Annotated in this window: 29 protein-coding genes; all 29 read right to left on the bottom strand. The window is 36.0% G+C overall.

Features of this window, described 5'->3' with window-relative positions:
- Positions 1–2 precede the first annotated feature (2 nt).
- Positions 3–1,280, bottom strand: a complete 1,278-nt coding sequence (gene secY / locus IAI10_RS04145) for a preprotein translocase subunit SecY (RefSeq protein ID WP_315672024.1) — start codon at positions 1,278–1,280, stop codon at positions 3–5.
- A gap of 2 nt (positions 1,281–1,282) precedes the next feature.
- Positions 1,283–1,723 (bottom strand): 50S ribosomal protein L15, encoded by a 441-nt coding sequence (gene rplO, locus IAI10_RS04140; RefSeq protein ID WP_315672023.1) that lies wholly within the window; start codon positions 1,721–1,723, stop codon positions 1,283–1,285.
- A gap of 79 nt (positions 1,724–1,802) precedes the next feature.
- Positions 1,803–1,982: a 50S ribosomal protein L30 gene (gene rpmD, locus IAI10_RS04135; protein WP_315672022.1), complete on the bottom strand. Its 180-nt coding sequence runs from the start codon at positions 1,980–1,982 to the stop codon at positions 1,803–1,805.
- A gap of 13 nt (positions 1,983–1,995) precedes the next feature.
- Positions 1,996–2,493 carry a 30S ribosomal protein S5 gene (gene rpsE / locus IAI10_RS04130; RefSeq protein WP_315672021.1) on the bottom strand — a complete coding sequence of 166 codons (498 nt, stop codon included), beginning with the start codon at positions 2,491–2,493 and terminating at the stop codon, positions 1,996–1,998.
- A 13-nt stretch (positions 2,494–2,506) separates the two neighbouring features.
- On the bottom strand, positions 2,507–2,869 hold the full coding sequence (gene rplR, locus IAI10_RS04125; RefSeq protein WP_315672020.1) for a 50S ribosomal protein L18: 363 nt from the start codon (positions 2,867–2,869) through the stop codon (positions 2,507–2,509).
- A 19-nt stretch (positions 2,870–2,888) separates the two neighbouring features.
- Positions 2,889–3,431 carry a 50S ribosomal protein L6 gene (rplF, locus tag IAI10_RS04120; RefSeq protein ID WP_315672019.1) on the bottom strand — a complete coding sequence of 181 codons (543 nt, stop codon included), beginning with the start codon at positions 3,429–3,431 and terminating at the stop codon, positions 2,889–2,891.
- Between the two features lie 108 nt (positions 3,432–3,539).
- Entirely contained in the window at positions 3,540–3,941 is a 402-nt protein-coding gene (gene rpsH, locus IAI10_RS04115) for a 30S ribosomal protein S8 (protein WP_315672018.1), read from the bottom strand.
- 31 nt (positions 3,942–3,972) lie between these two features.
- On the bottom strand, positions 3,973–4,158 hold the full coding sequence (locus IAI10_RS04110) for a type Z 30S ribosomal protein S14 (protein ID WP_136006861.1): 186 nt from the start codon (positions 4,156–4,158) through the stop codon (positions 3,973–3,975).
- 12 nt (positions 4,159–4,170) lie between these two features.
- A complete protein-coding gene (rplE, locus tag IAI10_RS04105) occupies positions 4,171–4,716 on the bottom strand; it encodes a 50S ribosomal protein L5 (protein ID WP_315672017.1) in 546 nt (181 codons plus the stop codon).
- 23 nt (positions 4,717–4,739) lie between these two features.
- Complete coding sequence (gene rplX, locus IAI10_RS04100) at positions 4,740–5,057, bottom strand: 50S ribosomal protein L24 (protein ID WP_315672016.1); 318 nt, start codon at positions 5,055–5,057, stop codon at positions 4,740–4,742.
- 17 nt (positions 5,058–5,074) lie between these two features.
- The gene (gene rplN / locus IAI10_RS04095; RefSeq protein WP_315672015.1) at positions 5,075–5,443 is read right to left on the bottom strand and encodes a 50S ribosomal protein L14; all 369 of its coding nucleotides are present in this window, start codon (positions 5,441–5,443) and stop codon (positions 5,075–5,077) included.
- A gap of 25 nt (positions 5,444–5,468) precedes the next feature.
- The gene (gene rpsQ / locus IAI10_RS04090) at positions 5,469–5,723 is read right to left on the bottom strand and encodes a 30S ribosomal protein S17 (RefSeq protein ID WP_315672014.1); all 255 of its coding nucleotides are present in this window, start codon (positions 5,721–5,723) and stop codon (positions 5,469–5,471) included.
- Positions 5,724–5,743: 20 nt separating this feature from the next.
- Positions 5,744–5,956 (bottom strand): 50S ribosomal protein L29, encoded by a 213-nt coding sequence (gene rpmC / locus IAI10_RS04085; protein WP_315672013.1) that lies wholly within the window; start codon positions 5,954–5,956, stop codon positions 5,744–5,746.
- Positions 5,946–6,389 (bottom strand): 50S ribosomal protein L16, encoded by a 444-nt coding sequence (gene rplP, locus IAI10_RS04080; RefSeq protein WP_315672012.1) that lies wholly within the window; start codon positions 6,387–6,389, stop codon positions 5,946–5,948. The genes rpmC and rplP overlap by 11 nt, the downstream gene beginning before the upstream one ends.
- A gap of 17 nt (positions 6,390–6,406) precedes the next feature.
- Positions 6,407–7,072: a 30S ribosomal protein S3 gene (gene rpsC / locus IAI10_RS04075; RefSeq protein ID WP_315672011.1), complete on the bottom strand. Its 666-nt coding sequence runs from the start codon at positions 7,070–7,072 to the stop codon at positions 6,407–6,409.
- Positions 7,073–7,088: 16 nt separating this feature from the next.
- Positions 7,089–7,424: a 50S ribosomal protein L22 gene (rplV, locus tag IAI10_RS04070; RefSeq protein WP_315672010.1), complete on the bottom strand. Its 336-nt coding sequence runs from the start codon at positions 7,422–7,424 to the stop codon at positions 7,089–7,091.
- A 22-nt stretch (positions 7,425–7,446) separates the two neighbouring features.
- The gene (rpsS, locus tag IAI10_RS04065) at positions 7,447–7,731 is read right to left on the bottom strand and encodes a 30S ribosomal protein S19 (RefSeq protein WP_315672009.1); all 285 of its coding nucleotides are present in this window, start codon (positions 7,729–7,731) and stop codon (positions 7,447–7,449) included.
- 60 nt (positions 7,732–7,791) lie between these two features.
- Positions 7,792–8,625: a 50S ribosomal protein L2 gene (gene rplB, locus IAI10_RS04060; protein WP_315672008.1), complete on the bottom strand. Its 834-nt coding sequence runs from the start codon at positions 8,623–8,625 to the stop codon at positions 7,792–7,794.
- 61 nt (positions 8,626–8,686) lie between these two features.
- The gene (gene rplW / locus IAI10_RS04055; RefSeq protein WP_315672007.1) at positions 8,687–8,977 is read right to left on the bottom strand and encodes a 50S ribosomal protein L23; all 291 of its coding nucleotides are present in this window, start codon (positions 8,975–8,977) and stop codon (positions 8,687–8,689) included.
- Positions 8,977–9,597 carry a 50S ribosomal protein L4 gene (gene rplD, locus IAI10_RS04050; protein WP_315672006.1) on the bottom strand — a complete coding sequence of 207 codons (621 nt, stop codon included), beginning with the start codon at positions 9,595–9,597 and terminating at the stop codon, positions 8,977–8,979. Before rplD ends, rplW begins: the two co-directional genes overlap by 1 nt.
- Before the next feature lie 25 nt (positions 9,598–9,622).
- The gene (gene rplC / locus IAI10_RS04045) at positions 9,623–10,252 is read right to left on the bottom strand and encodes a 50S ribosomal protein L3 (protein ID WP_315672005.1); all 630 of its coding nucleotides are present in this window, start codon (positions 10,250–10,252) and stop codon (positions 9,623–9,625) included.
- 75 nt (positions 10,253–10,327) lie between these two features.
- The gene (gene rpsJ / locus IAI10_RS04040; RefSeq protein WP_315672004.1) at positions 10,328–10,636 is read right to left on the bottom strand and encodes a 30S ribosomal protein S10; all 309 of its coding nucleotides are present in this window, start codon (positions 10,634–10,636) and stop codon (positions 10,328–10,330) included.
- 293 nt (positions 10,637–10,929) lie between these two features.
- Positions 10,930–12,123 carry an elongation factor Tu gene (gene tuf, locus IAI10_RS04035; protein WP_315671990.1) on the bottom strand — a complete coding sequence of 398 codons (1,194 nt, stop codon included), beginning with the start codon at positions 12,121–12,123 and terminating at the stop codon, positions 10,930–10,932.
- Positions 12,124–12,219: 96 nt separating this feature from the next.
- A complete protein-coding gene (gene fusA, locus IAI10_RS04030) occupies positions 12,220–14,286 on the bottom strand; it encodes an elongation factor G (RefSeq protein WP_315672003.1) in 2,067 nt (688 codons plus the stop codon).
- A 74-nt stretch (positions 14,287–14,360) separates the two neighbouring features.
- On the bottom strand, positions 14,361–14,831 hold the full coding sequence (gene rpsG, locus IAI10_RS04025; protein ID WP_315672002.1) for a 30S ribosomal protein S7: 471 nt from the start codon (positions 14,829–14,831) through the stop codon (positions 14,361–14,363).
- Positions 14,832–14,968: 137 nt separating this feature from the next.
- Positions 14,969–15,346, bottom strand: a complete 378-nt coding sequence (rpsL, locus tag IAI10_RS04020; protein WP_315672001.1) for a 30S ribosomal protein S12 — start codon at positions 15,344–15,346, stop codon at positions 14,969–14,971.
- A gap of 55 nt (positions 15,347–15,401) precedes the next feature.
- A complete protein-coding gene (locus tag IAI10_RS04015; RefSeq protein WP_315672000.1) occupies positions 15,402–15,641 on the bottom strand; it encodes a ribosomal L7Ae/L30e/S12e/Gadd45 family protein in 240 nt (79 codons plus the stop codon).
- Positions 15,642–15,748: 107 nt separating this feature from the next.
- Entirely contained in the window at positions 15,749–19,300 is a 3,552-nt protein-coding gene (gene rpoC, locus IAI10_RS04010; protein WP_315671999.1) for a DNA-directed RNA polymerase subunit beta', read from the bottom strand.
- Between the two features lie 22 nt (positions 19,301–19,322).
- Positions 19,323–23,024 (bottom strand): DNA-directed RNA polymerase subunit beta, encoded by a 3,702-nt coding sequence (gene rpoB / locus IAI10_RS04005; RefSeq protein WP_315671998.1) that lies wholly within the window; start codon positions 23,022–23,024, stop codon positions 19,323–19,325.
- Between the last annotated feature and the right edge of the window lie 156 nt (positions 23,025–23,180).

Raw genomic sequence — 23,180 nt, 5'->3', positions numbered from 1 at the left:
TACTATTTTAAGAAGCCATGATAATGACGCATTATAAGTTGTGATTCAAGTTGCCTTACTGTATCCATTGCCACACCAACCATTATTAGGATTGACGTACCACCAAAGGATATTTGCTGAAACTTCGTTTGAGCGTTCACTATTACAGGTATTATAGCAATAACTGCCGCAAATAAACCACCTATCATAGCTACTCTAAAAAGTACCTTTTCAATATATTCATAAGTTGATTTTCCTGGTCTTATTCCTGGTATAAACCCTGAAGATTTATATATGTTTTCAGCCATTTCTTCTGGCTTAAACGTAACTTCTGCATAAAACCATGAGAAAAATATTACTAAAATAGCATAGACCACAGGATAAACCCACTTTTGATCGTTAAAAGGACTATACTTACTTGATTGAACCCATATGCTCCAAGCATGGTTTGGAAAGAACTTTGCTATTGTTGTAGGGAAAGATAGAACAGACATAGCAAATATTATTGCTATAACTCCAGTAGAAGTAAGATTAAATGGTATATGTGAAGACTGTCCTTGGAATGTCTTATTACCAGCTACCTTACCAGCATACTGAACTGTTATTCTTCTTTCTGATAAACTCATAATTATAACAAAGAAAACTAACGCAGCTGCACCAATCGCAAATAGTATCACATTAAGTGTTGTAACAGTATTCTGCTGTCTTAAATAATTGATAGTACCCGCTGTATCAGGAAGTCCAGCAATTATATTAACAAAAATTAATAATGAAACCCCGTTACCAATTCCTTTTACTGTAATCATATCGCCTAACCACATCAAGAAAGTTGAAGCTGTAGTCAATGTTAATATTATCATGAAAGTATTAAATATAGTATCACTCTTAACATAACCGTAGTTATATATATATACATACACACCATATGACTGAAGTGCTGCTAAAACTACTGATACGTTACGAGTATACTTCTGAATTTTTTTTCTACCCTCTTCGCCTTCTTTAGATAGCTGTTCAAGATATGGTATAGCTACCGTAAGTAACTGCATTATAATGGATGAATTTATGTATGGAATTACACCCATAGCAAAGATACTAAACCTTCTAAAAGCACCACCAGATATTAAGTCGTAAAACCCAACTAATCCGGTCTGATCTAAGCTTTTAGCTAACTTAGTACTATCAATTCCTGGAACTGGTATATGGCTACCAAGCCTATATACCGCTACCAAGAAAATAGTAAACAATATTCTCTTCCTTAATTCAGGAATTTTCCAAGCATTCTTAATAGTAGATAGCATAGTTAAATCACCTCTACTTTTCCTCCAGCCGCTTGTATCTTTTCAGCTGCTGTTTTTGAAAATTTACTTGCTTTTACTGTCAAGTTCTTATCAAGGTCACCGTTTCCTAATATCTTTACTCCATCATATACCTTGCTAATTATTCTTTTTTCAAGCAGCAACTGTGGTGTAACCTCAGTTCCGTTTTCGAATGCATTTAATCTATCAATATTTATTACTGCATATTCTTTTGCAAATATATTTGTAAATCCTCTTTTAGGTAATCTTCTGAATAGAGGCATCTGACCTCCTTCAAATCCAGGTCTTACTCCACCGCCAGTTCTAGCGTTCTGACCCTTTTCACCTTTTCCAGCGTTTCTTCCTAATCCTGAACCAGTTCCTCTACCTATTCTTTTAGGAGCTTTCTTGGATCCTTCAGCTGGTTTTAATTCGTGAAGTTTCATATATGTTTACACCTCCTATGTTCCTTTTTAAAAGATAACATTTTATTTAACATAGATGCGATCGCATCTTATACATAAATTATACTTCTTCTACTTTTAAAAGGTAGTTAACTTTATTTATCATTCCTTTTATCTGAGTAGTACCCTCATGTTCAACTACCTTACCTATTTTACTTAATCCAAGAGCTTTAACAGTAGCAATATGATCATCTTTTCTTCCTATTAAACTCTTTGTTAGTGTTATTCTAAGTTTAGCCAAGGCCAATCCCTCCTTAACCTAGTATCTCTTCAACAGTTTTGCCTCTTAGCTTAGCAATCTGCTCAACAGTTTTTAATCTTGACAAGCCATTGATTGTTGCGTTAACCATGTTCTTTGGATTGTTAGAACCTAAAGACTTAGCTCTTACATCCTTTAATCCAGCTAATTCAAGAACAGCTCTTGCTGGACCACCTGCTATAACTCCTGTACCTTCGCTAGCAGGCATTATAAGTACTTTACCAGTACCGAAGATTCCTTCGATTTCGTGTGGAACTGTTGTTTCTACTAAAGCAACTTCCACGATATTTTTCTTAGCGTCTTCAATTCCTTTTCTTATAGCTTCAGGAATTTCAATTGACTTTCCAATACCAACGCCTACATGACCGTTTTCGTCGCCTACAACTACAAGAGCACTGAATCTAAAATTTCTACCGCCCTTGACAACCTTAGCAACTCTGCTAATGCTAACAACTTTTTCCTTTAGGTCTAGTGTGCTAGGATCTATTCTCATTTATTTCCCTCCTTTAGAATTCTAAGCCTGCTTCTCTTGCTCCTTCAGCTAATTGCTGAACTCTTCCATGATATATATATCCGCCTCTGTCAAAAACAACAGCTTTTATTCCTTTTTCTAATGCTTTTTTAGCTACTGCTTCGCCTACTAATTTAGCAGCGTCTTTGTTGCTTCCAAGCTTTGTTGCAAATTCTTTGTCTAATGAAGAAGCTGCAACTAATGTCTTTTGAGCAACATCATCTATAATCTGTGCATAGATGTTTTTTTCACTTCTGAATACAGAAAGTCTTGGTCTTTCTGCAGTACCATGTACCTTCTTACGTACTCTTAAATGACGTTTAACTCTTGATATGCTTCTATCTTCCTTATTGTACATTAGGTTTCACTCCTTTCAACTATTTCTTACCAGTCTTACCTTCTTTACGTCTAATAACCTCATTATCATACTTGATTCCTTTGCCCTTATATGGCTCTGGCTTTCTCCAAGTTCTGATATCTGCTGCTACTGCGCCAACAAGTTCCTTATCTATGCCTTTTACAACAACCTTATTTGCAGCTGGAGTTTCGAAAGTAATTCCTTCAACAGCTTCAATTTCAACTGGATGTGAATAACCTAAGCTCATGACTAATTTCTTTCCTTGAATCTGAGCTCTGTAACCAACGCCTATTAGTTCAAGAGTCTTCTGATATCCCTCAGTAACTCCATTAACCATATTATTTATTAAAGCTCTAGTTAATCCATGAAGAGCTCTATGCTCCTTTTGGTCGCTTGGCCTTGTAACCAGAACAGAATTGTCTTCAACAGCGATCTTTATATCCTTATGCATTGTTCTAGTAAGCTGCCCTTTAGGACCCTTTACTGTCACAACGTTGTCTGGTGTTACATTAACAGTAACGCCGCTTGGTATAGCTACTGGTAGCTTTCCAATTCTTGACATATTTGCACCTCCTGTATTTCTTTTAAGTGTAACATATAATTTGCTACATATTACATTATTCGATGCACAACAAAATTTGTTATGCCGCTGATTGCATTATTAATATTATTACCAAATATAGCAGATAACTTCTCCGCCTAATCCAAGTTTTCTAGCGTCTCTATCAGCTACAATTCCCTTGGAAGTAGATATTATTGCAACTCCTAAACCATTAAGAACTTTTGGAACTTCATCCTTCTTGCAATAAACTCTTAAACCTGGCTTTGATATTCTCTTAAGTCCGCTTATAACTTTTTCTTTATTAGAACCGTACTTTAAAGTTAATCTAAGCATTGGAACTACACCGTCGCTGTATTCCTCAATATTCTTTATATAACCTTCTTCAAGCATTATATTTGTAATAGCCTTCTTTATGGTAGAAGAAGGAACTTCTACTATTTCATGTTTTGCAGTATTTGCATTTCTAACACGTGTAAGCAAATCTGCAATAGGATCTGTTGTCATAACCATTTATTGTGCCTCCTTTCACTACTATGGATTTTTACCAGCTAGCTTTCTTACAACCTGGAATCTGTCCCTTGTAAGCAAGCTCTCTAAAACATATACGGCATATTCCGAACTTCTTTAATACAGAATGGGGTCTTCCACATAGTCTGCATCTTGTATAAGCTCTAGTTGCGTATTTAGGTTCTTTTTTCCACTTTTCTATAATTGCTTTACGCGCCACGGTTTCCCCTCCTTATTTCTGTACAAATGGCATGCCAAGGAATCTTAATAACTCTCTAGCTTCCTCGTCTGTCTTTGCAGTAGTAACAAATACTATATCCATACCTCTTACTTTGTCAATTTTATCGTATTCAACTTCTGGGAATATTAATTGTTCCTTAACGCCTAGTGTATAGTTTCCTCTACCATCAAAAGCCTTATCTGAAACTCCTCTGAAGTCTCTAACTCTTGGAAGAGCAACATTCATTAATTTATCGGCAAATTCAAACATCATTTGCTTTCTTAATGTTACCTTACATCCTATAGGCATATTTTCTCTTATTTTAAAGTTAGCTATTGACTTCTTTGCTCTTGTTAAAATTGGCTTCTGTCCAGTTATTAAAGTCATATCACCAACAGCAGATTCTAAAACTTTAGCATTATCTTTAGCTTCTCCAACTCCCATGTTAACTACAACTTTTTCAAGTTTTGGAACTTCCATTATATTTTTATATCCAAATTTATCCATTAAAGCTGGAACAACTTCATTGTTGTATTTTTCTTGTAGTCTTGCAACCATCTAGGTATACCTCCTTTCAAAAACTAAAATGTTTCTCCACAATGCTTACATATTCTAACTTTTGTTCCGTCATCCAATATTTTATGTGCTATTCTTGTAACTTTTTTGCATTTATCGCAATAAAGCATAACCTTTGAGCTATATATAGGAGCTTCTACATGAACTATTCCACCCTGCATATTAGCTTTACTTGGTTTTTCATGCTTTGTAACAACATTAACGCCCTTAACAAGAACTTTTCCGCTCTTTGGTAATACTTGAAGAACTTCTCCAACTTTACCCTTATCCTTACCGGATACAATCATAACAGTGTCTTTCTTTCTAATGTGTACCTTTGTCAATGTAGCCACCTCCTTATCTATAGAACTTCAGGTGCTAGTGATAATATCTTAGTAAATTCCTTATCTCTTAGCTCCCTAGCAACAGGCCCAAATATACGAGTACCTTTTGGCTGCTTATCTTCCTTTATTATTACTGCTGCATTTTCATCAAATCTTATATATGAACCATCAGGTCTTCTCATACCTTTAACAGATCTAACTATTACAGCCTTAACTACTTCACCTTTTTTAACAACTCCGCCTGGTGTTGCACTTTTAACGCTAGCAACTATTGTATCACCAACATTTCCATACTTCCTCTTTGATCCGCCTAAAACTCTAATGCACATTACTTCTTTTGCACCAGAATTATCTGCAACCTTTAGAATGGTTTGCTGTTGTATCATTTAAAACCCTCCTTTCAGCCTAAAGCTATTTAGCTTTCTCAACTATTTCAACTAATCTCCATCTCTTATCTTTAGATAATGGTCTAGTTTCCATTATTAATACTGTATCGTTAATCTTTGCTTCATTATTTTCATCGTGAGCTTTGAACTTAGTTGTTCTATTAACTGTCTTACCATACAATGGATGACGAACTTTTGTTTCAATAGATACTACTATAGTTTTTTCCATTTTATCTGAAACAACTTTGCCTATTCTTGTCTTTCTATTTCCTCTTTCCACAGGACGAACCTCCTTTCAGCTTACTGCCTAACCGCTTTAAGTTCTTCTTCTCTAATGATGGTTTTAATCTGGGCTATAGATTTTTTAACCTCTTTAATTCTCATTGGGTTTTCTAATTGACCAGTAGCCAATTGAAATCTCAAATTGAAGAGCTCTGCTTTCAGGTCATTGAGCTTAACTACCAATTCCTGAGGGCTACTATTTCTTAATTCTACTAATTCTCTAGCCTTCATTTACTTCACCACCCATTTCCTCAAAATCTCTTCTTGTAACAAACTTAGTTTTTATAGGTAATTTATGTGATGCAAGTCTCAAAGCTTCTCTAGCCACTTCCTCTGAAACTCCTGCAATTTCAAATAAAACTCTATCTGGTTTAACTACTGCAACCCAGTATTCTGGTGAACCTTTACCGGAACCCATACGAGTTTCAGCTGGTTTTTCTGTAACTGGCTTATCTGGAAAAATTTTTATCCAAATTTTTCCTCCTCTTTTAAGATATCTATTAATAGCTATTCTGGCAGCTTCTATCTGATTATTTGTAATCCAACCGCATTCTGTAGCTTGAAGTCCGTAATCACCGTATGCTAAAAAATTACCTCTAGTAGCTTTTCCTTTCATTCTACCACGTTGTACCTTACGATGCTTAACTCTTTTAGGCATTAACATGATGCTTTCCTCCTTTCTTAAGCGTTAATTTCTTCCTTTTGAACTTTTTTTACTGGAAGAACTTCTCCTTTATAAACCCAAACCTTTACTCCTATTTTTCCATAAGTAGTATCAGCTTCTGCAAATCCGTAATCTATATCAGCTCTTAAAGTCTGAAGTGGAATAGTTCCTTCATGATACTGTTCAGTTCTTGCTATTTCAGCTCCACCGAGTCTACCAGCACATGCAGTCTTAACACCCTTTGCTCCAGCTCTCATTGCTCTTTGAATTGTCTGCTTCATAGCTCTTCTGAAAGATATTCTCTTTTCAAGTTGAGAAGCTATGTTTTCAGCCATAAGTTGTGCATTCTGTTCTGCATTCTTTACTTCAACTATATTTATAAGTACATTCTTTTCTTTTATAAAAGTTTCTAAAGATGCTTTTAGAGCATTTATTCCCTGTCCGCCTTTACCGATAACCATACCTGGCTTTGAAGTATGAATACTTATCTTTACTCTTTTAGCGAATCTTTCAATTTCTATTCTTGCTATTCCAGAACTATATAAAGTTGACTTTATATATTCTCTTATTTTATTATCTTCAACTAAATAGTCAGCAAAATTTTTGCTATCAGCGTACCATTTAGCATCCCAATCCTTTATTACGCCTACTCTTAAGCCATGTGGATTTACCTTTTGTCCCACGCTATTTCCCTCCTTCTTATTCTCTTTCTTTTACTACAACTGTAATATGACTTGTTCTTTTCTTTATTGGAAATGCTCTTCCTTGAGCATGTGGTGTGAATCTTCTAAGTGTCGGACCGGCACCAACAAATGCTTCTGAAACGAACAAATTAGATGCATCAAGATCATTATTATTTTCAGCATTTGCAATAGCTGAATTTAATATCTTGTTTACAACTACAGCTGCATCCTTTGGAGTGTACTGTAGGATTGCACGAGCTTCGTTAACATTTTTACCTCTTATTAAGTCGAGCACAATCCCAACCTTCATAGGAGACATTCTTACATATTTTGCAATAGCTTTAGTTTCCATTATTAGTTACCTCCTTTCCAGACTACCTCTTAACGCCTGTTGACTTTTCATTGCCATCATGACCTTTAAAAGTTCTAGTTAAAACGAATTCGCCAAGCTTATGTCCAACCATATCTTCAGTTATATAAACTGGAACATGCTTTCTTCCGTCATGAACAGCTATTGTGTGTCCTATTAACTGTGGGAAAATTGTTGAACTTCTTGACCAACTCTTTATAACCTTCTTTTCATTGTTGGCATTCATTTCGTTTATTTTATTTAAAAGCGACTCTTGAATAAAAGGTCCCTTTTTAGTAGATCTACTCACTATATTGGCCTCCCTTCATAAAACTTAATAGCAGGAAGAGAATCTTCAATCCTCTTCTGACTATTTACTGTTTCTCTTCTTAACTATCATTCTATCGGAATACTTCTTATGTTTTCTAGTCTTAAGTCCAAGAGCAGGTTTTCCCCAAGGAGTAAGTGGACTAGCATGACCTACTGGAGACTTACCTTCACCACCACCGTGTGGATGGTCTACAGGGTTCATTACGGAACCTCTTACTGTTGGTCTCCAACCCATATGTCTTTTTCTTCCGGCATTACCTAGGTTAACTATTTCATGAGTCAAGTTAGAAACTGTACCAATTGTAGCTCTACAATCTATTCTAACATATCTCATTTCTCCGCTTGGTAATCTTAATGTAGCATAGTCGCCTTCCTTAGCCATAAGCTGAGCTGAAGCTCCTGCACTTCTTACTAGCTGCCCGCCTTTTCCATATGAAAGCTCTACATTGTGAACTATTGTACCAACTGGAATATTTCTTAAAGGAAGAGCGTTTCCTGGTTTAATATCAGCGTTTGCACCTGATTCAACTACATCTCCAACCTTTAATCCTACTGGTGCTAATATATATCTTTTTTCACCATCAGCATAAATAACTAGTGCTATATAAGCTGATCTGTTTGGATCATATTCTACTGTAGCAACCTTTGCTGGAACACCATCCTTGTTTCTCTTAAAATCAATAACTCTATATTTTTGTTTAACACCGCCGCCTCTATGACGAACAGTTATCTTACCTTGAGCATTTCTACCAGCTTTGCTGTTCAAAGCAACAAGAAGTGATTTCTCTGGTCTGTCTGTTGTTACTTCTTCAAAAGTAGAAACAGTCATCTGTCTTCTTGAAGGTGTGGTAGGTTTAAATGCTTTAACTGCCATGTTATTTCCCTCCTTCTTTTAGCTTATCTGGCGCTTTCGCCAATAATTTGCCTAGTTTAAACTATTGAATTCCTTCAAAGAATTCTATAGTCTTACTATCCTCAGTAAGCTTAACTATAGCTTTCTTATAGTCAGCTCTCTTACCTATATGAACTCCTACTCTCTTAGTTTTTCCTAGAGTTCTTAAAGTTTGAACATCTTCAACTTTTACACCAAAAACGTCCTCTACAGCTTTCTTTATCTGTGATTTATTAGCTTTGATGTCTACTATAAAGGTGTATTTTTTTTCTGACATAGCTGCCATACTCTTTTCAGTTATAACTGGCTTTCTTATAATATCATGGCTATTCATTATGCATACACCTCCTCAACTTTTGATACAGCATCCTTAGTGATTATGAATTTATCATACTTTAAAATATCATAAACATTTAGGTTGTTAACTGGCATTACTGCTACGCCTTCAATATTTCTAGCTGACTTATATACATTTTCGTTAGCTTCAGCTGTAACGATAAGTGTCTTCTTAGCTTCAAAAGCATTAAGCATTTTAACTATTTCCTTAGTCTTTGGAGCTTCCAAAGTAAGTTCATCTAAAACTACTATTTCATTTTCTGAAACTTTGCTAGTCAAAGCTGACTTCATAGCAACTCTTCTAAGGCTCTTTGGAAGTGACACTCTATAATCACGTGGCTTTGGTGCGAATACTATACCACCATGAATCCACTGTGGTGATCTTGTAGAACCTTGTCTTGCTCTACCTGTTCCTTTTTGTCTCCAAGGCTTTATTCCGCCTCCAGAAACCTCTGCTCTTGTTTTAGCGTTCTGGGTCCCTTGTCTCTTGTTAGCAAGAATAGCAACAACTACTTGATGTATTGCGTTTTCATTAACTTCAACGCCGAAAACATTATCTGATAATTGAAAATCTCCAACTTTTTGACCATCTTTATTAAATAATCCAACTGTAGGCATTCTGCATCCTCCTTTCCTGTAAAAACTAAGCTTTTACGCTATTTCTTATTACTACTAGGCCTTTATTAGGTCCTGGTACTCCGCCTTTTATAAGAATAACATTCTTTTCTGGCATTATTTTAACTACTTCTAAATTAAGAACTGTAGTATTTACGTTACCCATATGACCTGGCATTCTCTTATTTTTGAAAGTTCTTGATGGGTCAGATGATGCTCCCATGGAACCAACAGCTCTATGGAATTTTGATCCGTGAGACATAGGTCCACGATTAGCATTCCATCTCTTTATTGTTCCTTGGAACCCCTTACCTTTTGAAACTCCTGAAACATCAACCTTTTCTCCAGCTTCAAAAACATCAACCTTTATTTCCTGACCTACTTCATAAGAAGCAATGTCTTCTAATCTAAACTCTCTAACATATTTCTTTAATGCTACTCCAGCCTTTGTAAAAAGACCTTTTAGTGGCTTAGTCACTAATCTTTCCTTTGCATCTTCAAAACCAACCTGTATTGCATCATAGCCTTCTTTTTCAGTAGTCTTCTTAGCTATAACAACACATGGACCTGCTTCTACAACAGTTACAGGAACTATTTTTCCGTTAGCATCAAATATCTGAGTCATACCAACTTTTCTTCCTATAATTGCTTTCTTCATGATTACACCTCCCAAACATATTAGCGGATCGACAAGCGATCATAACTGTTCATAATTATATGTTTTTATTCTTTATTAAAGTTTTATTTCAATATCAACACCAGCTGGCAAATCTAATCTCATAAGAGCATCAACAGTTTTTGATGATGGATTGATTATATCAATTAATCTCTTATGTGTTCTTATTTCAAATTGCTCTCTGGAATCTTTATATTTATGTGGAGCTCTTAATACTGTAACAACATCTTTTTCTGTTGGCAACGGCACTGGACCTGCAACCTTAGCTCCGGTAGTTTTAGCAGTCTCAACAATTTTTTCAGCAGATTGATCAAGTATTGTGTGATCAAAAGCTTTTAATCTGATTCTTATTTTTTGCTTTGACATCTATTTCCCCTCCTTTTCATGTACGTATTACTTCTTACGCACAACAGCGGACTCTCTGAACACTGAACCAGGTGTTTCATATTACTAAACACAATTAAGCATTACAGACAACCGACGTCGGATTCGAGACCCTGACATACTCATCAAGAATTACCCGGAAGTCCGGCAACCTCTTGACTCATCGCTGTTATAGCATTACAACTATTTTATTATACACCATATTTTTTTCTTTGACAAGATATTTAATTAAAAAATATGAAGGTTGTAGTGCACTTACAACCTTCATACAAAAATTATGCTATTATAGAAGTAACAACTCCAGAACCAACTGTTCTTCCGCCTTCTCTTATAGCGAATCTTAATCCTTCATCCATTGCTACTTCAGTTATTAATTCAACTGTCATATCAATGTGATCTCCAGGCATTACCATTTCCATTCCACCTGGTAATTTGATTGATCCTGTTACGTCTGTTGTTCTGAAATAGAACTGTGGTCTGTATCCATCGAAGAATGGTGTATGTCTTCCGCCTTCTTCTTTCTTTAATACGTACACCTGTCCTACGAACTTCTTATGTGGATGTACTGTTCCTGGCTTTGACAATACCTGTCCTCTTTCTATATCAGTTCTCTGAACTCCTCTTAAAAGTGCTCCTATATTGTCTCCTGCTTGCGCTTCATCCAATAGCTTTCTGAACATTTCTACTCCAGTTACTACTGTCTTCTTCTTCTCTTCCATTAAGCCTACGATTTCTACTTCGTCTCCTACATGTAGAATTCCTCTTTCAACTCTTCCTGTTGCAACTGTTCCTCTTCCAGTGATTGTGAATACATCTTCTACTGGCATTAAGAATGGCTTATCTGTTGCTCTTTCTGGTGTTGGTATATAGCTATCTACTGCTGCCATTAATTCATCTATGCACTTTGTTGCTTCTGGATCTGTTGGGTTCTCCAATGCTTTTAATGCACTTCCTACTATTATTGGAATATCATCTCCTGGGAAATTATACTCGCTTAATAGTTCTCTTACTTCCATCTCTACTAATTCTAGTAATTCTGGATCATCTACCATATCTGCCTTATTTAAGAACACTACTATGTAGTCAACTCCAACTCTTGATGCTAGTAGTATATGCTCTCTTGTCTGTGGCATTGGGCCATCTGCTGCACTTACTACTAGTATTGCTCCATCCATCTGTGCTGCTCCTGTTATCATGTTCTTTACATAGTCAGCATGTCCTGGACAGTCTACGTGTGCATAATGTCTATTATCTGTTTCATACTCTACGTGAGCTGTGTTGATTGTGATTCCTCTTTCTTTTTCTTCTGGTGCCTTATCTATTTCGTCATACTTGAATGCTTCTGCATATCCTCTGCTTGCTAATACTGATGTTATTGCTGCTGTTAATGTTGTCTTACCATGGTCTACGTGTCCTATTGTTCCAATATTTACATGTGGCTTATTTCTTTCAAATTTTGCCTTTGCCATTGTATATTCCTCCTTATTTATAATCATATATATTTTAATTTATTATCTATGTAACCCGCAAGTACATTTTAGTATTTGCAGGTACAATTTATTTTATTATTGTTTATTTCCTATGATTTGTTCCTGAATGTTCTTTGGAACTTCCTCATAGTGATCAAATTGCATGCTGTATACACCTCTACCTTGAGTTCTTGATCTCAAAGATGTAGCATATCCAAACATTTCTGAAAGCGGAACGAAAGCTCTTATAACCTGAGCACCAGCTCTTGGTTCCATTCCTTCCATTCTACCTCTTCTTGAGTTAAGGTCTCCCATAACATCACCCATATATTCTTCAGGTACTATTACTTCAACCTTCATCATTGGTTCAAGCATAACTGGATCAGCTTTTGCCATAGCATTCTTAAATGCCATAGAACCAGCTATCTTAAATGCCATTTCTGAAGAGTCGACTTCATGGTAAGATCCATCAACTAATTTAATCTTAAAGTTTATAACTTGGTAGCCTCCAAGTATACCATTCTGAGAAGCTTCTTGAATTCCATTGTCTATAGCTGGGATATATTCTTTTGGAATAGCTCCTCCAACTACACCGTTAACAAATGCATATTCGCCTTCAGTAGGTTCCATCTCAATCCAGCAGTGACCGTATTGACCTTTACCACCAGACTGTCTTACATACTTACCTTCAGCCTTAACAGCTTTTCTTATAGTTTCCTTATAAGCAACCTGTGGCTTACCAACATTACATTCAACCTTAAATTCTCTTTGAAGTCTATCAACAATTATTTCAAGATGTAATTCTCCCATACCTGCTATAATTGTCTGACCAGTTTCTTGGTTTGTATAAGTCTTGAATGTTGGATCTTCTTCTGCAAGTTTAGCAAGAGCTATACCCATCTTTTCCTGACCAGCTTTAGTCTTTGGTTCTATAGCAACGTCTATAACTGGTTCTGGGAATTCCATGCTTTCAAGAACTATTGGTGAATTTTCATCACAAAGAGTATCTCCAGTAGTAGTATCCTTCAATCCAATAACTGCTCCTATATCCCCTGCAAGAAGTTCTTCAACTTCCTGTCTATGATTAGAATGCATCTTAACAAGTCTTCCTATTCTTTCTTTCTTATTCTTTGTAGAATTAAGAACATAGGTACCTGTTTTCATTGTTCCAGAGTAAACTCTAGTAAATGCAAGTCTTCCTATGAAAGGATCCGCTGCAATCTTGAATGCTAATGCTGAAAGTGGAGCATTATCATCCGTAGGTCTTGAATCAGCTTCTCCATTTTCAAGAGATGTACCTTTAACGTTTGGAATATCTACAGGTGATGGAAGATAAGCTACTACAGCATCAATCATATGCTGTACGCCCTTATTCTTATATGAGGATCCGCAAACAACTGGTACTATTTCGTTATTTATAACTCCTTTTCTAAGAGCTGCATTTAACTCATCAACAGTTATTTCTTCACCTTCAAGATACTTCATCATTAATTCTTCATCTAGTTCTGCTATGGCTTCTATCATAGCACCTCTATATTCTTCAGCCTTATCCTTTAGGTCAGCAGGTATTTCAGTTGATTCCTCAACTCTACCTAAATCGTCAGTATAGATTATAGCTTCATTTTTAATCAAGTCTATTAATCCTTTGAACTGATCTTCTGCTCCTATTGGAATTTGAATTGGAACTGCATTACAATGTAATCTATCTCTCAATGTGTTGACACACATGTAGAAATCAGCACCTGTAGCATCCATTTTATTTACATAAACTATTCTTGGAACGTGATATTTATCTGCCTGTCTCCATACAGTTTCAGTTTGTGGTTCAACACCACTCTTTCCATCTAAAACTGTAACAGCACCATCAAGAACTCTTAATGATCTTTCAACCTCAACAGTAAAATCTACGTGTCCAGGCGTGTCTATTATATTTACACTATGACCTTTCCACTCACAAGTTGTCGCAGCAGAAGTTATTGTTATACCTCTTTCCTGCTCTTGAACCATCCAGTCCATTGTTGCAGCACCCTCGTGAACTTCACCTATTTTGTGTGTCTTTCCAGTATAAAACAATATACGCTCAGTAGTAGTGGTTTTTCCGGCATCTATATGTGCCATTATACCAATATTTCTAAATTTTTCTAACGGAAATTGTCTTGCCACTATTTCTCCTCCTCTCGACACATTTATAAATTTTAGAAAACTGCTTTGGAATTATCCAAAACAGTTCTTTAATATTAATATCTATAATGAGCAAACGCCTTGTTAGCCTCAGCCATTTTATGAGTGTCTTCTCTCTTCTTAACTGCTGCTCCAGTATTATTTGCTGCATCCATTAGCTCATTAGCTAATTTTTCTCTCATATACTTTTCGCCTCTTTTTCCAGTAGCGAATAGTAACCATCTTATTCCTAAAGTCTGTCTTCTTTCTGGTCTAACTTCTATTGGAACTTGATATGTTGCTCCACCAATTCTTCTTGCTTTTACTTCAAGAATTGGCATTACATTCTCCATAGCAGCTTCGAATACCTCAATTGGATCCTTACCTGTCTTTTCTCTAATTATTTCGAAAGCATCGTAAGTAACTTTTTGAGCTACTCCTTTTTTACCATCTTCCATTATATTGTTTATAAGCTTAGTAACAACCTTGCTGTTATATATTGGATCTGCTAGTACGTCTCTTTTAGCAATATGACCTTTTCTTGGCACTTTTCTTCCCTCCTTAACAATTGAAATTTAAGTTCATCGGTACTCGACTAAATTAGCCGTAAAGCGCTTTGTACTTCATCAAATAATATAATGTATAATCTATATAAATGCTGAAGACATAGCACTATTTACTTTAACTATTTCTTCTTTGGCCTTTTAGCACCATACTTTGATCTTCCCTGCATTCTGTTAGCAACTCCAGCTGAGTCTAATGCGCCTCTAACTATGTGGTATCTAACACCAGGAAGGTCTTTTACTCTTCCACCTCTTATAAGAACAACGCTGTGCTCCTGTAAGTTGTGTCCTACACCTGGAATGTATGCAGTTACTTCATATCCATTTGTAAGTCTAACTCTTGCAACTTTTCTAAGAGCTGAGTTTGGCTTCTTTGGAGTTTGAGTTTTAACAACAGTACATACACCTCTCTTTTGAGGACACTCTTTTAGTGCTGGTGCAGTTGACTTATGTGCTACAGTCTGTCTGCCCTTTCTCACTAGCTGGTTAATAGTTGGCATGTTTTCACCTCCCAAATTAATAAACTATATCTATTAAAATTAAGTTAATAGCAAATTATTTTATAATAAGAGCAACAGCGGCACCTACATCAATACCACAAAGTTTTCCTAACTCTTTCATGGTATCCACATATTTTATCTCTACAGATGTCTCCTCTGCCAAACTTATTACAGGATTAGTCAGATTTTTATCGCTATCCTTAGCCACATAAAGTGTTTGCCCTATATGATTTTTTAGAGATTTAGTAGCTTGCTTTATCCCGATAACCTTTCTACCAGTAAGCCTTTCTACCATCTGATTTCCTCCCCATTACATCATTAATAGCGAGGTAATTAAATTACCTCACTAAAATGCATACAAATTGCAAATCACACAAATTGTATTCTATCATTTATAAATGGTTATGTCAACTTATTATATGTTAAGGTTTCATTGGAAGTTTCTAATTCTTCTTCTTCATTCTCAGTATTTAATTTAACTGATCGATATCTCATCATTCCAGTACCTGCTGGTATTAGCTTACCGATAATTACATTTTCTTTTAAACCTACCAATGGATCTGTTTTACCTTTAATAGCTGCATCGGTAAGAACTCTTGTAGTTTCCTGGAAAGATGCTGCTGATAGGAACGAATCTGTAGCAAGAGCTGCTTTAGTTATTCCTAGAAGCCCCTGTTCTCCAGTAGCTGGTTCTCCACCTAAATTAGTTACTCTTTCATTCTCGCCTTCAAAATCAAATATATCTATCATAGTACCTGGAAGTAATTCTGTATCTCCAGATTCTAAAACCTTAACTTTTCTTGTCATCTGTCTAATAACTACCTCTAAGTGCTTATCGTTTATGTCAACACCCTGCTGTCTATAAACTTTTTGTACTTCAGATAAAAGATAATTTCTTACTCCGTTTATACCTTTTATTCTTAAAATATCATGTGGGTTTACTGATCCTTCAGTAATTTCATCACCGGCAGATATTACATCCCCGTTCATGACTTTAAGTCTTGATCCAAAAGGTATGTCATAAGTAATCTCTTCTCCGCTGTCAGTAGTTACTACAACTGTTCTCTTCTTTTTAGTTTCTTCTACTCTTACATTACCTGCCTGCTCACTTACAATTGCTAATCCCTTTGGCTTTCTAGCTTCAAAAAGTTCTTCAACTCTAGGAAGACCTTGAGTGATATCTGATCCAGCAACACCACCAGTATGGAATGTTCTCATTGTAAGCTGTGTACCAGGTTCACCTATACTTTGAGCTGCAACTATACCAACTGCTTCTCCGATATTTATCTTCTGAGCAGTAGCCATGTTCATTCCATAGCAATGAGCGCATACACCGAACTTAGCCTTGCATGTAAATACAGAACGTATTCTAACTTTCTTTATTCCAGCTTTTTCAGCTCTTTCAGCTTGAATAGGTGTTATATAAGTATTTTTAGGAGCTATCACTTCACCTGTGGAAGAGTCAACTAAATCCTCTGTAGCATATCTTCCTGCAAGTCTTTCTCTTAAAGGTTCTATTATTTCATTTCCCTCTTTGATTTCAGAAACTTCAAAACCATTTTCAGATCCGCAATCTTCATATCTTACTATAACATCCTGACTAACATCAACAAGTCTTCTTGTCAAATAACCTGAGTCAGCTGTCTTAAGTGCTGTATCAGCATTACCTTTTCTAGCACCGTGAGTTGATATAAAGTACTCTAAAACCTTAAGACCTTCTCTGAAGGAAGCTCTTATAGGCTGCTCAATAATCTTACCAGAAGGATTAGCCATAAGACCTCTCATACCTGCAAGCTGCTTAATCTGACTCTTAGAACCTCTGGCTCCAGAATCCGCCATCATGAATATTGGATTAAATCTATCCAAGTTATCCATAAGTGCGTCAGCAACTTCTTCAGTAGTTTTGGTCCACTTATCTATAACTCTTTCATATCTTTCATCTTCAGATATGAAACCTCTCTTATATAACTTTTCAATTTTATCAACAGTAGCATCCGCATCTGCAAGTAATTCATATTTAGCCTTTGGAACAACCATGTCGGCAACAGCAACTGTTATAGCTCCTATTGTTGAATAATGATATCCTTTAGCCTTAATCTTATCAAGCATAACTGATGTTTCAGTTGGTCCATGCTTCATATAGCACTTATCAATTATTTTTCCAAGATTTTTCTTATCAACAAGGAAATCTACTTCTAAAGTTAATGTATTCTCTGGAAGAGATCTATCCACAAAACCTAAATCCTGAGGAATAGACTCATTGAATATTAGCTTACCTACAGTGGTATTCACTATTCCAGTCACATCATTTCCATCTATGCTTCTTGTAATTTGTACTTGAACTTTAGCATGTATGCTTATGCTCTTAGTTTCATAAGCCATTATAGCTTCATCTGCAGAAGCAAATCTGCTTCCTTCTCCCTTTTCCCCGTCTTTATCTAGGGTTAAGTAGTAAGATCCAAGTACCATATCCTGTGTAGGTACGCAGACTGGTTTACCATCTGAAGGCTTCAATATATTATTAGCTGCCAGCATCAAAAATCTTGCTTCAGCCTGAGCCTCAACTGATAAAGGAACATGCACCGCCATCTGGTCTCCATCGAAGTCAGCATTATATGCTGTACATACTAATGGATGAAGCTTTATAGCTCTTCCCTCTACAAGCACTGGCTGGAAAGCCTGTATTCCAAGTCTGTGAAGTGTGGGGGCACGATTAAGTAATACTGGATGATCAGCTATTACTTCTTCAAGTACATCCCACACCTGAGGCATAGCTCTTTCTACCATTCTCTTAGCACTCTTTATATTATGGGCAGTTCCGCCTTCAACCAATTTTTTCATTACAAATGGTTTGAAAAGTTCCAAAGCCATTTCATTAGGAAGACCGCATTGATACATTTTAAGCTCAGGACCTACAACTATAACCGAACGCCCTGAATAGTCAACACGCTTACCAAGAAGATTTTGTCTAAATCTTCCTTGCTTACCCTTAAGCATATCAGATAATGATTTTAGTGGTCTATTTCCTGGTCCAGTGACCGGTCTTCCTCTTCTACCATTATCAATAAGTGCATCTACTGCTTCTTGAAGCATTCTCTTTTCATTTCTTACTATTATATCAGGAGCTCCTAAATCTAATAGCTTCTTCAATCTATTGTTTCTGTTTATAACTCTTCTATATAAGTCATTTAAATCAGATGTAGCAAATCTTCCACCATCTAATTGAACCATAGGTCTTAAATCTGGTGGTATTACTGGTATAACATCAATAATCATCCAATCAGGTTTATTTCCTGATTTTCTAAAGGATTCTACTACTTCTAATCTTCTTATTATTCTTATTCTTTTCTGTCCAGTGCTTCCTTTAAGTTCATCCTTTAATTCCTTTGAAAGTCTCTCTAAATCTATTTCTTCCAAAAGAACTTTGATAGCTTCTGCTCCCATTCCACAGATGAAGCTTTCTTCACCGTATTTATCAACAGCTTCTCTATATTCTTTCTCATTAAGAAGCTGCTTCTTTAAAAGTGGAGTTTCTTTAGGATCAAGAACTACATAAGAAGCAAAATAAAGAATTTTTTCAAGAGATCTTGGTGACATATCAAGTATGAGACCCATTCTTGAAGGTATTCCTTTAAAATACCAGATGTGAGATACTGGAGCAGCAAGTTCTATGTGCCCCATTCTCTCTCTTCTTACTTTAGCTTTTGTTACTTCAACTCCGCAACGATCACAGACAATCCCTTTATATCTAACTCTTTTATATTTACCGCAATGACATTCCCAGTCCTTTATAGGTCCAAAAATTCTTTCACAAAACAATCCATCTCTTTCTGGCTTAAGAGTTCTGTAATTAATAGTTTCTGGTTTTTTTACTTCACCACGAGACCATTCTCTTATCTTTTCTGGAGATGAAAGCCCAATTTGTATAGCGTCAAAATTATTTAATTCAAACAAGGGTTTATCCTCCCTTCATAAATTAATGTTCATCACTGAAATCATCTAGTTCTAACTCATTTTGAAAATCATCCAAAGGTAATTCATCAAAGTCTTCTTCAATATCTTCTTCCGCTTCTTCTTCTCCGTCTAAATATTCTTCAGTTGGAGTTGGAGGGACCAAATCTTCAGTACCTTCTATGTTGACATCTAGGTCTTCCATTTCTTCATCTACTGACTCTTTGATTCTTATTTCTTCATTAGATTCATTAAGTACTTTAACATCCAAGCAAAGTGCTTGAAGTTCTTTTATTAATACTTTGAAGGATTCTGGAACACCAGGTTCAGGAATATTTTCACCTTTTACAATTGCTTCATAGGTTTTTACTCTACCAACAACATCGTCTGATTTAACCGTCAATATTTCCTGTAATGTATGTGCAGCACCATATGCTTCTAGTGCCCATACTTCCATTTCACCAAATCTCTGGCCTCCAAATTGCGCCTTACCGCCTAGTGGCTGCTGTGTAACAAGTGAATATGGTCCTGTTGATCTAGCATGTATTTTGTCGTCTACCAAATGGGCCAATTTCAATATATACATATATCCTACAGTTACTCTGTTATCAAAAGGCTCTCCAGTTCTTCCATCATAAAGCATCGTTTTTCCGTCAACATCATAACCTGCATCTCTTAAACAATCCTCTATATCTTTTTCTGTAGCTCCATCAAATACTGGTGTAGCTACATGCCATCCAAGCTCACTAGCTGCCCAGCCTAAATGCACTTCCAACACCTGCCCTATATTCATACGTGAAGGTACTCCTAGAGGGTTTAAGCATATTTGAAGAGGTCTTCCATCTGGTAAGAATGGCATATCTTCTTCTGGCAACACTCTTGAGATAACACCCTTATTACCATGTCTACCTGCCATTTTATCTCCAACAGATATCTTTCTCTTTTGAGCTATATAGCATCTAACAAGTTCGTTGACTCCAGGAGGTAACTCATCACCATTTTCTCTAGTAAATACTTTTACATCTACTATTATTCCAGCTTCACCATGAGGTACTCTTAAAGATGTATCTCTTACTTCTCTGGCTTTTTCTCCGAAAATAGCTCTTAATAATCTTTCTTCAGCAGTAAGTTCAGTTTCTCCTTTAGGAGTAACTTTACCAACAAGAATATCTCCTGATCTTACTTCCGCACCTATTCTTATTATACCTCTTTCGTCAATATCTCTTAGAGCATCCTCGCCCACATTAGGTATATCTCTTGTTATTTCTTCAGGTCCCAGTTTTGTATCTCTAGCTTCAGCTTCATATTCTTCTATATGAATTGAAGTAAACACATCATCTTTTACTAACTGCTCTGATATAAGCATAGCATCTTCATAATTATAACCTTCCCAAGTTATAAAACCTATCCTTATATTCTTACCTAAAGCTATTTCTCCTAAATCAGTGGAAGGTCCATCTGATAAAACAGTTCCCTTGGCAACAACCTCCCCCTTATCTACAATAGGTCTCTGGTTGATGCAGGTTCCTTGGTTAGATCTTTTAAATTTAAGTAATTTATAAGTGTCAATTCCGCCGTCAGAATCTCTTTTTATTCTTATTTCATTTGCGCTTACATATGTAACCACGCCTGCATTTTTAGCTTTTGGAAGAACTCCAGAATCATAAGCCGCTTTAAATTCTATTCCAGTTCCTACTACAGGAGCCTGAGGTTTTAAAAGAGGTACCGCCTGACGCTGCATGTTTGATCCCATAAGTGCACGGCTGGCATCATCATTTTCTAGGAATGGAATCATAGCTGTTGCAACGGATACAAGCTGTCTTGGAGATACATCCATCAAATCTACTTCTTCTCTTGGAACCACCAAAACATCTGACTTGCTTCTTACTGTAATCTTTTTGTCAATGAAAACTCCATCTTCGCCTATTGGTTCATTAGATTGAGCAATCAAGCAATTATCTTCCTCATCCGCAGTAAAATATTTAATTGTAGTTGATACTACACCTGTCTTTTTATCAACCACTCTATAAGGTGTCTCCATAAAACCATATTCATTAACTTTAGCATAAGTTGCTAATGAGTTTATCAGACCTATGTTAGGACCTTCAGGAGTTTCAATCGGACACATTCTTCCATAGTGTGAATGGTGAACGTCTCTAACTTCGAACCCTGCTCTTTCTCTTGACAAACCACCAGGTCCCAATGCAGATAATCTTCTCTTATGAGTAAGTTCTGAAAGAGGATTATTCTGATCCATGAACTGTGATAGCTGAGAACTTCCAAAGAATTCTTTGATAGCAGCTGCAACTGGTCTTATATTTATGAGAACTTGAGGAGTTATTCCTTCTTGGTCCTGTATAGTCATTCTCTCTTTAACAACTCTTTCCATTCTGGAAAGCCCTATACGGAACTGATTTTGAAGAAGTTCTCCTACAGATCGTAATCTTCTATTACCTAGGTGATCGATATCATCAACATATCCAATGCCATATGGCAATCCAATTTCATAGCTTATTGTTGAATAAATATCATCTCTTATAATATGTTTAGGTATTAGTTTTGAAATATTTTTCTTAATTTCTTCTTTTATAGTAGCTTCATCATTTGAACTATCCAATATCTCTTTTAATGTAGGATAATGAACCTGCTCTTTTATGTGCAAATCATCTATGTTAAATGGCACTACCTTGCGAATATTTACAAAATTATTGCCTATAACTCTCATAGTTTTGTCTTCTACTATTACGTCTACAGAGTTAATACCAGCATTTTGTATATCTACGGCCATCTCTCTGTCTATCTTTTCATTCTTTTGTACCATTATCTCACCAGTATTAGGATTAACAATATCACTAGCTGCAATTTGATTAGCTATTCTTAGATTAAGTGCAAGCTTCTTATTAAACTTATATCTTCCAACTCTTGAAAGATCATAACGCTTTGCATCAAAGAATAAAGAATCAATTAAAGACATGGCACTATCAACTGTCGGAGGTTCACCTGGTCTAAGTCTCTTATATATTTCCAATAGAGCCTCTTCTTTAGTCTTAGTATTATCCTTCTCTATTGTAGCCTTAAGCCTTTCATCTTCTCCGAAAAAGTTTATGATTTCTTGGTCACTTCCTATTCCCATAGCTCTTGATAGTATGGTTATTGGAAGCTTTCTAGTCTTATCTATTCTAACATACATTACTTCGTTGGAATCTGTTTCATATTCCAACCACGCACCTCTATTAGGTATTACCGTGGAAGCAAAAAGTTTTTTACCAGTTTTATCTACAGTGTAGCTGTAATATACACCTGGAGATCTTACAAGCTGACTAACTATAACTCTTTCTGCTCCATTTATTATAAATGTACCTTGTTCGGTCATTAATGGGAAATCTCCCATAAAAACCTCTTGTTCCTTCAATTCTCCTGTTTCTTTGTTGTAAAGTCTAACTTTTACCTTTAGTGGAGCTGCAAAAGTGGTATCTCTCTCTTTACATTCCTCCACGCTATACTTGATATTATCCATATCAAGCTTATAACCAACAAATTCAAGAACGAGATTTCCAGTATAATCTGCAATAGGATTAACATCATCAAATACCTCTTGAAGACCTTCATCTAGAAACCATTGATACGAATCTAATTGTACCTCGATAAGATTCGGCATATCCGCTACTTCTTTTACTGTACCAAAGCTCATTCTTGTTCTTTTTCCTACCTGGACAGGATGTACCATTAGCTATCACCCCTTGTAAATACTTGTATAAACGACACTATCCCCTAGGACTTACCTAACGGATTAAAACATGCTCATTCTTTTATTATACCCAATGTTAAATACTTTATTCGTTAAAAATATTTGAATAAACAAATTTCCCATTAAGCCTAGGTA

The sequence above is a fragment of the Clostridium sp. 19966 genome (assembly GCF_032335695.1).
Classification (GTDB): domain Bacteria; phylum Bacillota; class Clostridia; order Clostridiales; family Clostridiaceae; genus JACTOJ01.
This window is presented reverse-complemented; position numbering and strand designations above follow the sequence as displayed.

What these genes read in the sequence shown, in the direction of transcription:
- rpsL (WP_315672001.1), bottom strand. Translation starts at nt 15,346, where the DNA reads ATGCCAACTATTAACCAGCTAGTGAGAAAGGGCAGACAGACTGTAGCA.
- rplW (WP_315672007.1), bottom strand. Translation starts at nt 8,977, where the DNA reads ATGAATAGCCATGATATTATAAGAAAGCCAGTTATAACTGAAAAGAGT.
- rplP (WP_315672012.1), bottom strand. Translation starts at nt 6,389, where the DNA reads ATGTTAATGCCTAAAAGAGTTAAGCATCGTAAGGTACAACGTGGTAGA.
- rplV (WP_315672010.1), bottom strand. Translation starts at nt 7,424, where the DNA reads ATGGAAACTAAAGCTATTGCAAAATATGTAAGAATGTCTCCTATGAAG.
- rplN (WP_315672015.1), bottom strand. Translation starts at nt 5,443, where the DNA reads ATGATACAACAGCAAACCATTCTAAAGGTTGCAGATAATTCTGGTGCA.
- rplO (WP_315672023.1), bottom strand. Translation starts at nt 1,723, where the DNA reads ATGAAACTTCACGAATTAAAACCAGCTGAAGGATCCAAGAAAGCTCCT.
- rpsE (WP_315672021.1), bottom strand. Translation starts at nt 2,493, where the DNA reads ATGAGAATAGATCCTAGCACACTAGACCTAAAGGAAAAAGTTGTTAGC.
- secY (WP_315672024.1), bottom strand. Translation starts at nt 1,280, where the DNA reads ATGCTATCTACTATTAAGAATGCTTGGAAAATTCCTGAATTAAGGAAG.
- rplF (WP_315672019.1), bottom strand. Translation starts at nt 3,431, where the DNA reads ATGTCAAGAATTGGAAAGCTACCAGTAGCTATACCAAGCGGCGTTACT.
- rplR (WP_315672020.1), bottom strand. Translation starts at nt 2,869, where the DNA reads ATGTACAATAAGGAAGATAGAAGCATATCAAGAGTTAAACGTCATTTA.
- rpoB (WP_315671998.1), bottom strand. Translation starts at nt 23,024, where the DNA reads ATGGTACATCCTGTCCAGGTAGGAAAAAGAACAAGAATGAGCTTTGGT.
- rplD (WP_315672006.1), bottom strand. Translation starts at nt 9,597, where the DNA reads ATGCCTACAGTTGGATTATTTAATAAAGATGGTCAAAAAGTTGGAGAT.
- rplC (WP_315672005.1), bottom strand. Translation starts at nt 10,252, where the DNA reads ATGAAGAAAGCAATTATAGGAAGAAAAGTTGGTATGACTCAGATATTT.
- tuf (WP_315671990.1), bottom strand. Translation starts at nt 12,123, where the DNA reads ATGGCAAAGGCAAAATTTGAAAGAAATAAGCCACATGTAAATATTGGA.
- rpmC (WP_315672013.1), bottom strand. Translation starts at nt 5,956, where the DNA reads ATGAAGGCTAGAGAATTAGTAGAATTAAGAAATAGTAGCCCTCAGGAA.
- IAI10_RS04015 (WP_315672000.1), bottom strand. Translation starts at nt 15,641, where the DNA reads ATGGTAGAAAGGCTTACTGGTAGAAAGGTTATCGGGATAAAGCAAGCT.
- rpsJ (WP_315672004.1), bottom strand. Translation starts at nt 10,636, where the DNA reads ATGTCAAAGCAAAAAATAAGAATCAGATTAAAAGCTTTTGATCACACA.
- rpsH (WP_315672018.1), bottom strand. Translation starts at nt 3,941, where the DNA reads ATGGTTATGACAACAGATCCTATTGCAGATTTGCTTACACGTGTTAGA.
- rplB (WP_315672008.1), bottom strand. Translation starts at nt 8,625, where the DNA reads ATGGCAGTTAAAGCATTTAAACCTACCACACCTTCAAGAAGACAGATG.
- rplE (WP_315672017.1), bottom strand. Translation starts at nt 4,716, where the DNA reads ATGGTTGCAAGACTACAAGAAAAATACAACAATGAAGTTGTTCCAGCT.